9 protein-coding genes are annotated in these 14,423 nt (G+C 73.4%); 7 read left to right on the plus strand and 2 right to left on the minus strand.

Annotation, left to right across the window (positions count from 1 at the left end; translation table 11 throughout):
• The first annotated feature begins 343 nt into the window (after positions 1–343).
• The gene (locus AC08OJ_RS13250; RefSeq protein ID WP_476595875.1) at positions 344–988 is read left to right on the plus strand and encodes a glycosyltransferase family 9 protein; all 645 of its coding nucleotides are present in this window, start codon (positions 344–346) and stop codon (positions 986–988) included.
• A gap of 14 nt (positions 989–1,002) precedes the next feature.
• Positions 1,003–1,665 carry a glycosyltransferase family 9 protein gene (locus AC08OJ_RS13255; protein WP_476595876.1) on the plus strand — a complete coding sequence of 221 codons (663 nt, stop codon included), beginning with the start codon at positions 1,003–1,005 and terminating at the stop codon, positions 1,663–1,665.
• 9 nt (positions 1,666–1,674) lie between these two features.
• On the opposite strand, the gene AC08OJ_RS13260 is transcribed toward AC08OJ_RS13255, so the two are convergent.
• Together AC08OJ_RS13260 and AC08OJ_RS13265 are read right to left on the minus strand one after the other, a co-directional pair.
• Entirely contained in the window at positions 1,675–2,361 is a 687-nt protein-coding gene (locus AC08OJ_RS13260; RefSeq protein WP_476593801.1) for a hypothetical protein, read from the minus strand.
• Positions 2,362–2,459: 98 nt separating this feature from the next.
• Positions 2,460–2,783, minus strand: a complete 324-nt coding sequence (locus tag AC08OJ_RS13265) for a hypothetical protein (RefSeq protein ID WP_476595877.1) — start codon at positions 2,781–2,783, stop codon at positions 2,460–2,462.
• 608 nt (positions 2,784–3,391) lie between these two features.
• Between AC08OJ_RS13265 and AC08OJ_RS13270 the strand changes: the two genes are divergently transcribed.
• The 5 genes from AC08OJ_RS13270 to AC08OJ_RS13290 all read left to right on the plus strand — a co-directional run bounded on the left by AC08OJ_RS13270 (position 3,392) and on the right by AC08OJ_RS13290 (position 14,410).
• Positions 3,392–6,637 (plus strand): hypothetical protein, encoded by a 3,246-nt coding sequence (locus AC08OJ_RS13270; protein ID WP_476595878.1) that lies wholly within the window; start codon positions 3,392–3,394, stop codon positions 6,635–6,637.
• Between the two features lie 139 nt (positions 6,638–6,776).
• Positions 6,777–8,285, plus strand: a complete 1,509-nt coding sequence (locus AC08OJ_RS13275; RefSeq protein WP_476595879.1) for a hypothetical protein — start codon at positions 6,777–6,779, stop codon at positions 8,283–8,285.
• Positions 8,286–8,441: 156 nt separating this feature from the next.
• Entirely contained in the window at positions 8,442–9,254 is an 813-nt protein-coding gene (locus tag AC08OJ_RS13280; RefSeq protein WP_476595880.1) for a protein kinase domain-containing protein, read from the plus strand.
• A complete protein-coding gene (locus AC08OJ_RS13285) occupies positions 9,251–13,810 on the plus strand; it encodes a hypothetical protein (protein WP_476595881.1) in 4,560 nt (1,519 codons plus the stop codon). Before AC08OJ_RS13280 ends, AC08OJ_RS13285 begins: the two co-directional genes overlap by 4 nt.
• Before the next feature lie 63 nt (positions 13,811–13,873).
• Positions 13,874–14,410 carry a hypothetical protein gene (locus AC08OJ_RS13290; protein WP_476594215.1) on the plus strand — a complete coding sequence of 179 codons (537 nt, stop codon included), beginning with the start codon at positions 13,874–13,876 and terminating at the stop codon, positions 14,408–14,410.
• The last annotated feature ends 13 nt before the right edge of the window (positions 14,411–14,423 follow it).

The following is a 14,423-nucleotide window of genomic DNA, read 5'->3' on the forward strand; positions in this document are numbered from 1 at the left end:
GTGGGGGATCGTCGGGTGGGAAACCCTCCGGCCGTAGCTCTTCGACGTGCAGTTCCAGATAGTCCGGACCCGTCGCCACCGCTACCCGCCGCTCCACCGAGATCACCACATCTCCATGGTCGCGTCTCGCGGGGCCGGACAGCCCCCGATCGGGTGATCGGGGGCTCGCCGAGCGGCAGGCGAATCTTCGGCTCATGCGACGCATCCGGAGAATCTCGACAGCGCCGGGCGGGGTCGAAGCGTCCGACGAGGAATATCCGGATCGGGAGAAAGCGCGGACGGGAAGAACGCCGGCGTAGGGGCGCAAGGGTAGAGAGTTAGGACGCGGGCGAGGGGGAACGACATGGCCGAGAAGGACGGGTGCCAACGGGCCGGGTTCGGGCCGTTCGTCCGGGAGCCGCTGGAGGGCGTGCGCCGGATCGCGGTGCTGCGGGCCAGCGGGCTCGGCGACTTCGTGTTGGCGCTGCCGGCGTTGGAGGCGCTGCGGGCGGCCTATCCGGACGCGCATCTGGTGTACCTCGGTCTGCCCTGGCACGTCGAGCTGTTGGCGGGCCGCTCGGGACCCTGGGACGAGGTGGCGGCCATCCTGCCCTGGCCCGGCGTGTCCACCAGCACGCAAGGACCCTCGCCGACCGGTACGGCCCCGACCTCCGCCACCACCGACGACCTACGGACGGATGGCACTCGAGCCGACGACGAGGTGCGAACGGATCGCGTGCGCGACGGCGGGGTGCGCGACGGCGCCGTGCGCGCGTTCGTCCGGCGCCACCGGGTGGCCCGCTACGACCTGGCGCTGCAGCTGCACGGTGGGGGCGCCCATTCCACCCCGCTGGTGCACGCCTTGGGCGCGCGGTTCACCGCCGGTGGCCGGGACGTGGGAGCGCCGTCGCTGCACCGGTCCGGTCCGTTCCGTTCCGGCATCTGCAACACGAGACGTTGCGCAACCTGGAGATCGTGGGACTCGTCGGGGCTTCCCCCGTCACCCTGAACCCCGGATTGACCGTGACGGCCGACGATCGCCGGGCGGCCGCCGAGGCCATGGCAGCTGCCGAAGCCACGGCGGGCGCCGAGGTCACGGCCGGGGCCGCCCCGCTGGTTGTTCTGCATCCCGGCGCGAGCGATCCGCGTCGGCGCTGGCCCGTCGACCGGTTCGCCGGAGTCGCGAACGCGCTCGCGGCGGACGGCGCTCGCATCATGATCGTCGGTGTAGCGGCCGAGCGAGCCCTCGCTGAACGGCTCGCGGCGGGCGTGTCGGGGCCCGTGGTGAACCTGGCCGGCCGCCTCTGCCTGCCCGGCCTGGTGGGGATTCTCGCCACCGCCGACCTGATGATCGGTAACGACTCGGGGCCGCGGCACCTCGCCGGTGCACTCGGTATTCCGACCGTCGGCGTCTTCTGGTGCGGCAATGTGATCAACGTTGGGCCGCTGGAACGGGCCCGCCACCGCATCGCCACGTCTTTTCAGACGACCTGCCCGGAATGTGGGGCGAGTCAGGCGCACGGGCGATGCCCCCACAACCCGTCGTTCGTCGCGGATGTATCCGTGGACGAGGTCCTCGTCGAAGCCCGGAACCTGCTCGCCCGGGACTGGCTCGCCTGGGACTGGAAGGTACCCCCGGGTCCGCCTGACTCGGCTCCGCTCGATCGGCCAGCCGCCGTTCGATGATCGGGACGGTCAGCCGATTCCCGCGTGCATCTCGAAGTCCAGCGCACCGATGCCGACGAGCCAGTACACCCAGTCGGCGTCGCGGGTCGGGGCGACCTGTCCGCCCGGTGGCTGGTAGCCGACCCGCCTCGCCTTCTCCAGCGCGCCCGCCAACCGGTCGTTGAGCGAGGTCTGCTTGATCCCCAGCCGGTCGGCGGCGGATTTCTTGGGACGTGGATCCGGGTTACGCAGGGGCGGCCACCGTAGATGCTGCTCGAAGACCACGCGGATCGCCTCGGTCTCCTTCTCGGAGAGGCGATCGACCTCGTTGCTCTCCGTCACTCGATGATCGCGGGCGATCCGGCGGACGCCGGTCGGCTCCGGCTCGCATAACAGCAGGTAGCTGCGCTGCGGAGTACCGCGCAGCCAGATCGCGGTCGGCCGGTCGGTCACCGACACCAGCCCGCCCTGCTCGACGGGATACGTCGGCTGCCCCCAGTTCCGGACATCGGCCTGGTTCAGGTTCGCGATTTCCACATTCCAGCCGCCGCCCGGCGCGGCGGACACACGGGCGGCCCGGCGGGAGAGTTTCCGGTCCGGCGGGCCGGCGGACAGATGCCGGTGCGACGCGGCCTCGTCACAGACGTCGTCCGGGGCGGCGCCGACGCACAGCTGGTCGAATTCGACCCGATCGTCGACGAGGAACCGCAGCCGCATGGCGAGCGAGTGTAACGGTACCTTTCCGCAGGGTGGTTTCGGCCCCTCCGGTCGCCGCTTCCCCGGCGATCTCGTCCGTGCCCGGATACCGGTGTGGGTCAGGCGTTGCTGCCGTCGGCCCCGCGCACCGCCCGCGCGTGAATCTGAAACTCTTCGAGGTCGGAGCCGATGAGACGACCGAGAACCCGGATCACGTCGGAGCGTTCGATCGCCACCGGGCGCCACAGGATCACGGATTGGGCTTCGCGCAGACCGGCCTCCCGCGGGAAGGCGAGCAGGCGTCCGCAAACCCAGCTGAGCCGACGTACCTGAGTGGTAATCGGGAAGGCCAGGATGACGCCGTTCTCCACCCGCACCGCGACCACCGGGCGCCGCTTGTAGCCGGCACAGTCCGAGAAGTCGACGCGGGCATCGAGGACCATCGCGGGCCCCAGCGACGTCCACGGAACCGGCCGCAGGTGCTTGAGGGAATTCCCGCTCGGTCGCGGCTTGCTCGTCGTAGTCGATACCGATCGGGGATGTCCGTCCGGTCCGGACGCGTAGCGGGCGAGGTAGTCCGGCAGCGGCTGATCGTGCCGAGTGCGTCGGCGGGCCTGCCGGGCCCGGTCACGGGCAAGTTTCTGCAGTGGGTTGCTCCGCCTGGCCGGGACCTGGCGCTGAGCGCGGCGGGAGTTGAACTCGGGCACGGTGCCTCCGGAAGGTAGTAGGCCGTTGCCACCGACCGTCGCAGAAGCCGCCGATGACGACCAGACCGATAGATGTCGGTTATTGCTGTCCTTTACCTGACGAGGCCGAGCGATACCGTCATATCGCGCGGACAGGCATACTGCAGATCCTTCGCAATCTTGCGGGAGGAAGGGGGGACCGTCGTGCACGTCGCCGTTGCCACGACCATGGACGCTGATCGTCTGGATGATTCGGACGGTAGCGTCGGGATGCCCGCATCCCACGCCCCGGCAGATGTGATCGGGAAGCACCGTTGACCGGCCCGGACGGACCTGTGGTTTCGCCGGGCGACCCGGTTCCGGCAGTGATCACAGTGGTCGTGGGCGGGGACTCCTCCGATGTCCCGGGCTGCGGCGTCCTGGACGGCTCGCGCGCCATCGATGGTGACGTCGCCGGGATTGATCCTTCCGGGGCGGTGACCGGTTCACCCGGAGCGCAGGAGGCGAACGAGCTCGGAGGCCCGGACGAGCCGGCGGCCGGGCAGGACGACAGCGACGAGCTGGAAGACGCCGCAGCCGCCGACGACGCGGACGTGGACACGGACGTGGACGTCGCCGACGACGTGGACGTGGACGTGGACGCCGACGTGGACACCGACGTGGACGTGGACGCCGCAGCCGCCGACGACGTGGACGCCGACGTGGACGCGGACGCCGACGTGGACGAGGGGGCCAGCGCGGTCTCCTCACGCCATGCCCCACCCCGCGTCGCCTTGCCCACGGCGAGCGCCGAACTGATCATGCCTGCGCGGGTCGAGCTGAGCTGGCCGGAACTTCCGGGACTGCCGCTGGTTGATCTGCTCGACAGCTATTCCGCCGATGCTCCCGCGGTCTCCGCGGCCGCCCTGCCGCGCGCCTTCGTCGAGATCGGCCGCAGCCTCGAACCGTTCCATCAGCAGGGCGTGGGGCTTCTTGCGCCGTGGAGCTTCAGGTGGACCGGGCAGAGCCTCACCCTGGCCGTCTGCGATTTGCTGGACGCGGGCAGGCACGACCCCGTCGACCCCTGGTTCGTCACTCCGGCGGGGGAATGTGGTCCCGCCCGTGACCTTCGCCTGTTCGCCGTAGTGCTGTTCAAGGCGCTGACCGGCGAGTGGAGTAACCGGGACGCCTCGATGCTGGCGATGGCCGGGCTCGCCGCCGGCGAGTGGCTGCCCGGCGCCGACGCCGCGCTGCGGGCCTGCCTACATTCCGAGCATGGTCGCCGGGCGGCCGGAGCCGGTGCGCTGGCGTCGAGGATCGCACCCTTCGTCTTCCCCGCGCGCAACGAGCGGCTGACGACCGTCGTCGCGTGCGAGAGCGTGACGGGCTGGCGTAAGGCGGGCGGCAACCCGGAAGGCGACAACGAGGACGCGGTCGGCTGGGCGAAGGTCGAGGACCCGTCGGACGGCACGACCACCGCCTGCGCGGTGCTCGACGGCATTACCGGTCCCGGTGACGGTTCGGGACGGTGGGCGGCGCGGGCGCTGCTCGCGGCATTCCGCCGCCGGTGGAAGGACGGCGAGACCGAACCGGAGCGGCTGCTGCTGGACGTCGCGCTGCCGCCGCCGCCGCCCGCGCCGCTGAGCCGCCGGGCCGCCGCGGTGGCGGTGCTCGCCTCGATCTCCCGCGGTCGCGCCGACATCGCGACCGTCGGGGACTGCCGTGCCTATCTGCTGCGCCGCTGCGGCGACGGCTTCGCGGCCACCCGGCTGTCCAGCGAGCACAGCGTGGTTGCCGAGGCGATCGTCGCCGGCCAGGCTCCCACGCCCGAGGAGCGCGGCATCGTGACCGAGAGCGTCCGGACGGCGCAGCGCGACCGCGGTGGCGACCAGAAGGGTGCAGCTCGCCGACGGCGACCTGCTGATCCTCGCCACCGACGGGGCGTGCGAGGCGGGCGTCGACACCGCCGAGGACATTCCGGGCGTGGCCGACTGGAGGTTCTGCGACGTGCTGGAGGACCTCGCCTCGGTCGCCCGCACCCCCGCCGAACTGGCCTCGTTGCTCTGCCGTCGGGCGGAGGACCTCGGTGGGCACGACAACGCCACCGTCGCGGTGATCGCGATCCGCTCCGCCCGGGAGAAGGTGGTCGCCACCCGGACCAGACCGCGCCAGCGGGCGATGCTCACCGGCGTCGGCGAGTCCCGCGGCGCCGGCACGCGCATCCACGGGGAGCCGCACATTCACGGGGAGAAAGGAAACCGATGAACGACAGGGACCGGCTCGGCGTCGAGGGCCGGATGGACCGGGGTGTCACGAAGCCGGGTGGGGTGCTCCGGCTGACGATCAGCGTGGCCGATCCGCCGCGGGGCCGGCGGGAGGTGGCAGTCGCTGTCGCGGTCGACGCATCCCTGTCGATGCTGCATCCAGCGGCGCCGGACGCGGTCAGCAAGTGGGAGCTCGCGCAGCGGGTCCTGGAACGCGTGCACGGCCTGCTGCCCGACGGCTGTCCGCTCGTGCTGGTGCGCTTCGCCCGTGAGGCACGAGTGATCAGTGCCGGACGCCGGCCCGACCGCCTGCCGGCCGTCGACGGCCCCACGAACAGCGACGCGGACTCCTATACCAACATCGGCGACGCGCTCACCGTCGCCGGGCGGGAGCTGCTCGCGCAGGCGCCGGACGCGGACGTCTACCGGGTCTTGCTCATCACCGACGGCGAGGCCAACATCGGCCGCTGGCAGCCCGAGCAGCTCGCCCACATCGTCGCCGGGCTCCGCGACCAGGGCATCGGGACGGACGCGCTGGGCATCGGCGTCGACGCCCGGGACGAGGCGCTTGCCGAGATGGTCGGGGTGTGCGGCCAGACGCAGCACGTCTGGGCGGCGGCCGAGGACGTCGACCGGATCGACGCGATCGTCTCGTCGCTGATCGAACCGGTGGTCGGCGCGGCCGCGGGGCGCGGTGAGCTGCGGGTCCTGATCCGACCCGGCTGGACGGTGGAGGCGCTGCGGCGGATCAAACCGCAGCGTCACCTCATGAAGGTGCCGCCACCGACCTCGCGCGGCACCGAGCTGCGGCTGCCGCTGCCCGCCGTGAGTACCGGCGAGGACCGTCCGGTCTTCCTGCTCCGGCTGCGCGCTCCGGACACACCGCTCGGCGCGCACACGATTCTTCAGGCCCGCGGCGGGGTGATCGCCGGTGGACGGCGGCTGGCCGTGGACAGCCGGGCCGACCCGCAGGCCGCGCAGCGCTTCCGGGTCACCGTCGAGGCGGATGTCTTCCCGGACGCGGAATCCTCCCTCGAACACGAGGAGAGCATCGCGGAGTTCGACGAGGAGATCGCGAAGCGGGCCAGCTTCGCCCATTCCCGGGAAAGCGTCACCGAGTTGTTCCGGAACGCGGCGCTGTGGGCGGCGGACCGTGGATTCGACGATCTGGCCGACCACTACAACGCGACGCTACGGGCCCTCGGCCAGGGTGTCGCGCCGGCCGATGCGGTGTCGGGAGCCCGGGTCCGGGCGACCCGCACCAGGACCCGGACCCGTGATCTCGTCGAGGCGGGCCCGGTGCCCGGCCGGCCACACGGCGGGGCGGTGTCCCGTCGGCGTCTCGACGACGTTCTCGGCAACAGCTGACAACCGGTAGGAGTCCCATGTCCTCGACGACGGTGCTGTTCGACGTCAGTAACATCACCCGGGACGGTTCGCCGGGCAGCTTCGCGCAGATCGGTCTCGGCTGCGCGCACGGCGCCCGCTGCCCGCGCGGCTGTTCGCCGTGGAGGCCGCCGCCCGCCGTGCCTTCGGCGCCGACGCGACCTTTCGCTATGTGGCCGACAACAGCCTGCGCGGCCTGCTCGACGACCTCGCCCCACTGCAGCGGTACTACCGTGACGGCGCCCTGGTCTGGGCGGCCGAGGCCGATGACATCCTGCTCGAGGAGGCGAGGGCCGTCGGGGGGAAGGTCGTCAGCAAGGACAACTTCTACGGCAAACGCAACATCGACGCCCACGCGTGGATCCAGGGCGACGCCTCGACCTTCTTCGGATGGAAGGTGCTACCCGCAGCCCCGGCGGGCGAGAACGTGAAACTGGTCCGCCGGGCGATGAACCGGATCGACACCGCCACCTGGGAGCGGGCCGCACGGCAGGACGAGGTGAAGGCGTCGGGCCTGCGGGGGCGGCCGGAGGTCGTCGCCGCCGCCCGCGCCAACGCCTATCGCTGCGTGACCCCCGACTGCGTGAACGCCCGGCTGGGGCCGCTCGTGTCGCCACCGATGCGCGTGGCGGGGCACGGCCAGGGCGCCCGGCTGGTCTGTCCGCTGTGCCGACGCCCGGTCCAGGAGATCGAGACGGATACCGGGCAGGCGGCCGGGGACGCCTCGGGCGCGGCGGCGCCCGAGACCCCGGCGCCGCGGGACGCGCCGGCTCCCCGGGGAGCGACCGAGCCCCTGGACCTGGATGCCCCGGACCGGCAGGCGGGCCCTGGCGAACCCGGGGAGGGGGGCCGCAGGATCCTGGCGGACGCGTTCGGGGATGCGCTCGCGGACGCCGCCACGATCTTCGATGCTCCCGCCTACATCCCGCCCTCGGGCACCGCGGGGGCGCCGACCATCGTCGGCCTGCCCGTGCCGTCCGGCGCCGGGTGGGGTCCCAGGGTGGTGGCGGGTCCGGTCGTGCTGCAGATCGAGGGTGGCGGCACCCATCGTCTCGTGACGTTGGAGGTGGGCACCACGGTCGTCCTTGGGCGGCATCCCGAACGTGGGACCCGGCGAACGCATCGTGCTGGGACGGCAACCGAACGCCGTGCAGCGGACGGCGGACGACCTGATCGTCGTCGACGTCTGCGACCGGCTTCAGGTCGACGCCGCCGGCCGGGTCTCGCGGCGCCATCTGATGGTCGGCAACGAGCGCGACGGGACGGTGACGCTCACCGATCTGTCGACGAACGGCTCCTGGCTGGGTTCCCGGCGGCTGACGCCGGGTGTCGCCGAGAGGTGGGACGGCGAGGAGCCGGTCTGGCTGGTCCGCGACGTCGTGGGCCTGGAAGTGCGTGTGACGGCACCCTGGCCGGCCGGCGGGGTGCTCGGGAGCGGCGGACCCGGCGGCGGTGGGGTACTCGGAGGTGGCCGGTGAGTACGGTCGCCTCCGATCTGGAGATCGTCGAACGGTTGCGTTACGGGGCGTCCTTCGCGTCGGTGCCGCGCACCTGGGGCCGTGGCCGGTACCGCTGCGTGCGTCATCTCGCCGAGGGCGGCCAGGGTTACGTCGAGCTCGCCCGGGACTAGTGGAGCAACGCCCTGGTCGTCGTCAAGGGCGCATGGTGGGGCGGCCGCGACCACGACATCAACCCCGAGTACGCCAGGACCCAGTACGAGAAGCGCTCGATCGACGTCGAGGACGCGGTCGCCGTTCAGGCGGCGCTCGGCGAGATCACCCATGGGGTGCCGGCCCTGGTGGACGTCGTCTACGGGCCCTCGCCGACCCGGCACGACCATAACGCGCTCGTGACCGGGGGCAACGAGCGGGAGGCCGAGCGGTACAACCGTGAGGCGTTCATCGTCATGCAGTTCATCGGTGACATCGGACAGATGGTGCCCACCACGCTCGACTCCCGGGTCACCGAGTCCGGCCCGCTCAGCGCCCGCCAGGTCGTCGAATTGGCCGACCAGATCAGCGCCACGCTGGAGGCGATGCACACGATCCGACCGCAGCGGCTCTACCAGCATGAGGAACGGATCAGGGGGTACTGGGTCCACGGCGACATCAAGCCGGAGAACATCCTCGCCGCCGGTGACCCACCTCGGTACTCGCTCGTCGACTTGTCGACGGCGGCGATCGTCGAGCCGTCGGCCAAGGTCATGCCCACCACCGCGACCCCGGGCTATGCCCCGCCGGGAGCCGAGCCGCTCAGCCCGCAGTACGACCTGCACTGCCTGGCGGCCACCCTGCTGTTCGCGCTGACCGGTGACCGCCCGGACGACTGGCTCGGCGGGGCGACCGAGGCCAGGTCGGCCGCGGACGCCGCCGGTTCCCAGGCGGACGCCGAGGCGCGGGACGAGAAGCTGCGGCAGTTGCGGGGTGAGCTCGCGGCCCGTCGCGTGCACCCCATGCTGATCCGCCTGATCATCGACTGCCTGCCCGCCGATCCGCGCTTCCGGCTCGGCACCGCCACCGTGCTACGTGCGGAGATCGCCGCGGTGCGCACCGCGCTGGTCGCCCGCGAGGTCCTGTCGGATGAGGAGCCGCAACCGTGAGCTGGTGGAACCGGAGTCCGTGGGGGAGCCAGCCCGACGGTGGAGCGGGCTCGAACGGCGGGGCCTTCCAGGGCGGTCGGACGGGATCGCCCGGCGCGGCGTCTTCGGGTGGTGGCGGGTACCCGGCCGGCACCGCGGGTCCCGCCGCCGCGGACGACTTCGACGACTTCGCGGACCCCGAGCCGCTCCCCGCCGGACCCGCCGGACCCGCCGGACCCGCCGGACGGCGCCGCGTCGGCGCAGCGTCGGCGCAGCGGGGACACCGGCCGGCGCGGACCGGAGGCGCGCGGTCCACGCCGGGCGCGCCGCCGGCGGAAGCGGGGGAAGCGGCGGACCAGCGTCCGGCGGTCGTGGGCCGCAGCGGCCGGACCTGGCGGGAGATGCCCCGGCGGATCCGCGGCGCCGGGGCCGACTGCCGGGTACGCCTGGTCAGCCTCGCCGGGCTGGGCTTCGGCGCCCTGCGTACGGCCGGCGCGGGCGGCCCGTCGACGCTACGGGTCGGTATAGAGCTGCTCTCGCTCGGAAACCCGCTGACCCCCCTGCTGCTCGATATCGTCGACGGCCCCGACGGGGCGCCCACGGGTTACGAGGCGCCCACGGGTTACATCACGAGCTGGGCGGCTGGCCCGCTCACCGACCCGCTCGAGCGGCAACGCGGCGACGACAGCATGGCCGCGCAGCTCGCGAACGGTGAGTTCGCCGCCCCCGCGGACGTCATGGACATGCTCGCCCCGCTCGGCGCGCTGCTCGACGACGCCGCGACCCAGCTCGGCGTCGTTCCCATCGAGCTCAGCCCGGACCATCTCGTGCACTGCCGGGGATCGCTGCGGCTGGTCGGGTACGGCCGCCACGGGTACGCGCCGGCCCGGGGGGTGATCCCGCCTGCGTCCGAACGTAGCCAGGACACGGTGGAACTGCTCGGCGACGACATCCCGGCACCGGACGCCCCGCTGGAGGAGTGGCGGGCAGCGCAGGTCCGGGCGTTGGCCCGGCTGATCGGGTGGTTGTCCACCGGCCGCCGGCCGACCGCCTACGGTGCGGTGACGGGCGGATCGCGGGCGGCGCGCGAGCAGGCGGTGGACCGGTACCTGCGGGGCTGCGGGATCGACGCCTGGGTTGTCGACCTGCAGCCCGGCCGGCTCCGGGAGGAGCTCACGACGCTGGCCGCCGCGGCGCGGCGCATGAAGATCACCGAGGGTCTCGCCGCCTCCGACGTCATCATCGCCTACCATCACGACGCCGCGGCCCGTGGCGGGTTCGGCGACCGCAACCCCCGCTTCGAGCGGGGCCTGGTCGGCGGCACGTACCTGGGCACGGTCGACCGGGTCGACCCCCGGTTCGTCGTGATGAAGCTCAGGTACGGCGTCCGGGTCTTCGTGCCGCGTTCCGGCACCGGGTTCGACGTCGATCTCACCACCGTCCTGCAGGCCGGTGAGCAGCGCCCGGTGACGGTGCGCCGTTTCGACGAGACGCTCACCCCGCGCGGCGATCCCACGGGCCTGCGGGGAGTGTTCGCGCCGGCGGGGACGGAGGTCATGACGGCCGAGCGCCGGGTCAACCCGGAGCCGGTGCGCCTCGCGGCGAGCCTGCAGTCCGGGCGGGCGGCGGTCGGCGTGGCCTCCTTCGAGGCCGCGGACCTGTCCAGCCCGCTGGCTGGCCTGCTCGGCGGTTCCGGCTGGCTGCTCTGCCCGCCCGACGACCTCGCCCGGACCCTGGTTGCGCTGCGACGCGTGCGGTCCGCGCACCGGGCACCGGACGGCGCGGTGCCCGATCCGGCCCGGATCATCGCCTTCGGTGTCGACCCGGCGGCTCTGACCGAACCGAACGCCCTGGCGAGCGCCGGCCAGCCGGTGGAGTTCGCGCTGCCGCTGCTCGACGAGGACGGCCAGGCCCACGCTCCGCGCGCCTGGAGGGACCTGCCGCTGGTCGATGACGTCTCGTTGCAGGGGCTGCGCAGGCGCATCGGAGCGACGGCGGGGCAGAGCGCGGCCCGGCGGCTGTTCGCCGCGGCCTTCGCGCACCTGCTGGTGAACCCGGACGAGAGTGCCCTCGCGGCCGACACCGGCAGCCCGCAACGCGGTGGGCGTAGCGCAATCATGACGATGCTGCAGGAGATCGGTCGGGCGTTCGCCGGGCGGCCGGACCTGATTGTCACGGTCACCGCGGAGCTCGCCGAGCAGCAGAGCGTCCTGGCGGCCCGGGACAGCGCGAAGATGCTCGACGAGCTCGCGGCGGTCCTGCGGCCGCTGCCGGCCGAGCGCCGGATCGTCATCGACGTGATGCGGCTGGTCATGCGGGAGCGGATCCGGCCGGAGACCCGCCGGATGCTGCTCGCCGAGACGCTGCCCGCGACTGGTGTCCTCACCGGTTGCTGGGGTGACGTCTGGCAGATCACCGCGGTCGGCCTGACCGAGCTGACCGAGGCCCTCGAACGGGTGGCCGCGACCGGGCAGGTGCTGGCCCGGGCACCCCGACTCGACCGCGACGCGGTTGTCTCGCTCGCGGTCGCCGGCGCGGCGCCGGCGGTGGTGCGGTGCGCGCCGCTGCTGCCCGTCGATCTGATCCGGGAACTCACGGAACGTGCCCGGGTGACGCCCGAGGTGCTGCGGGGGGGAACCAGCCCGGTGAGTGGGCGGCCCGGCAGCGGCATCGTCCACCGGATCGAGCTGCTCGCGTGGGCCGGCGCCGAGGCGGTGCCCGGACTCACCGAGGACGAGGTCCGCCGGTTCGTGCTCGACGGCGGCCCGGATGGCGGCCCGGATGGCGGCCCGGTGGAGGGCGCGACCGCCTCCGCCGCGACCGCCTCCGCCGAGGACGTGTCGGCCCCGGTCGCGGACCCGCGGGCCGCGTTCGCCGAGACCCCGGTCGTCGCCCCTGAGCCGGACTGGATGCCGGACTGGTGCGCGGCCCTCGCGGCTGCCGGCGGGCTGGCGGCCGACGAGGTGCGGGACCGGGCGATCGAGGAGAACCTCCTGGCCGGACCGGGTCCGGTGCCGCCGTCGCGGTGGGACCCCGACATCGCCGGGTGCCTCGCCGAACGGTGGGAGACGACGAGCCTCGCCGAGCTGATCGAGCTCGGGCGGGTGCTGGCCGCGGGTGACCTGCTCTGGATCCGCTCGGTGGCCGTCACGGTCGGGGTGTCCGTGTCGGAGGTGGTCGACGCGGCACTTGCCCAGCGCCTGCTCGGCCAGGCGCGGCCACCGTCACCATCCGACTGGTCCCAGGCGGACGTCGCCTCCTACCTCACCGAACGGTGGACCGCGGTGCCGTTGGTGGCGTTGCTCGACGTGGCCCGGGACCTGACGCGGTCGAGCGTCGGCTGGCTGCGCGCGGTGGCCGACGCCGCCGCGGTCCCGGTCTCCAGCGCGATCGACCGGGCCGTCGCGGAGGGCATCCTCGGCGAGGCTTCGCCGACGGACACGGCGACGGACGCGCTGACGGACGCGGCGCTGCCGCCGCTGATCGCCGGCTACGTCGCCGCACGCTGGGACGAACGGTCGCTGCGGGACATCATGGCGACGGTCCGGGTCCTGGTGAACGGCGACCTGGAGTGGCTGCGTTCCTTCGGCGCCGCGCTCGGCGCGAATCCGGGCGACCTCGTCGACGAGGCCGTCACGGCGGGCCTGCACCAGGCTGACCCGCCGCCCGATCCCGTCTGGTGGGTCGATCCGCGCGTCGTTGCGTTCGCGCGATCCCGGTGGGGCGTCCTGCCGCTCGACACCCTGCTGAAGATCGTCCGATGCCTCGCCGTCGAGGACATCGTCTGGACCACGCAGTTCGCCGAGCTTGTCGCGGCAGACCCGTCGACGGTGATCGAGACCGCCTTCCAGGAGAACCTGCTCGGCAGGCCGGGCATGTCGGCGTGGGCGGTGGCCCTGTTCGACGACGACGTCGTCGGGCTGTACCTGTCCCGGCGCTGGGGCATCCATCCGCTCGCCGAGACCCTGAACAGGGCCAGCCTGATCGGGGCGGCGCGCGACTGGCTGGTCCGGCTCGCCCGGATGTCCGGGCAGGACGTGGCCGACGTGCTCGACACCGCGATCGCGGAGGGAGTCCTGCGCCGCGGGGCGCAGTCCGCGCCCCCTCGCTGGAGGGTGTCTCCGCGCCCTATCTGGCCGCTCACTGGGGCACGATGCCGCTGCCCCGGCTGCTCGTCGAAGCGGCGCGCGCGGCCCGGGGCGAGCCGGACCCCACAGGACCCCTCACCACCGGTCCGGCGGGGCCGGCCACCACGGGTCCATCCGGTTCGTCTGGTTCGCCTGGTCGGGTTGCCGATTCGTCCGCGTCCTTCGCGGCGGAGGTCGCGTCGCTGGTCGCGCTCGACCCGGCTACCGTCGCCGCGACCTGCGGTGCCCGCCTGGTGCGGGTGGCCGCCGCGCTGCACGGGGCGCCGCGCCTGGTGTCGGCGCTGGGCGCGTTGGACCCGCCCGCCCGGGCCTGGTTGCTGGCGGTCGCCGACCTGCTGCCCGCGGGCGCGGACGAGGTGGATCTGGCCGTCGCCGCTACCACGGACGCCCCGGTCGCTGTGGTCGGCCTGGCTCTGGAGCACGGCATAGCCGAGACACGAGGCCGCTGCCGCGGCCGCGTGTCTCGGCCGGGTACCCGAGGCCGACCGGCCGGTGCTCGCGCCGCTCGGGGGGCTGCTCGCCCGGATACCCGTGGCCGTGCTGGTGACACTCGCCTCGCTCGACCTGGAACCCGCGGTCCGCCGGGCCCTGGCCGGCGTCGAGCAGGCACATCCGGGCGCCGTGGACGTGGTCGCGCGGCACGGGGCGCCGGCGGCGCCCATTGTCACCGGGCCCCGGTCGCAGGCGATGATCTCGCTGCTGCAGCGGATCGAGCCGACACCGGGACTCGTGCCGTGGATCCTGACCGCGGGTCCCGAGGCGGCGGTCGCGGTCGCCACGGCCGGTCCCGGCGTCATCGACGTCGCCGCCCGGGCCGCCGACGCCTGGCGGCGTGGCGACGTCGCCGGCCCACTCGCCGCGATCAAGGCAGCCTGGGAGGCGACCGGCCCGACGGACCGGGTCTGGCCCGTCCCGGCCGCGGGCGTCAGCCGCCGGGGTGACAACCTCATCCGGCTGGCCATCACCGTCTATCCCCTCGCGGCGCGGGGACGTTCGGTCAGCGAGATCCTGAGCATCCTCGCGCGCTGACCCGCGGCCACCC

The organism is Frankia sp. CgKIO3 (assembly GCF_977946435.1).

Excerpts from the sequence above, each read along its gene's own strand:
- AC08OJ_RS13250 (WP_476595875.1), top strand. The coding sequence starts at position 344 with ATGGCCGAGAAGGACGGGTGCCAACGGGCCGGGTTCGGGCCGTTCGTC.
- AC08OJ_RS13260 (WP_476593801.1), bottom strand. The coding sequence starts at position 2,361 with ATGCGGCTGCGGTTCCTCGTCGACGATCGGGTCGAATTCGACCAGCTG.
- AC08OJ_RS13265 (WP_476595877.1), bottom strand. The coding sequence starts at position 2,783 with ATGGTCCTCGATGCCCGCGTCGACTTCTCGGACTGTGCCGGCTACAAG.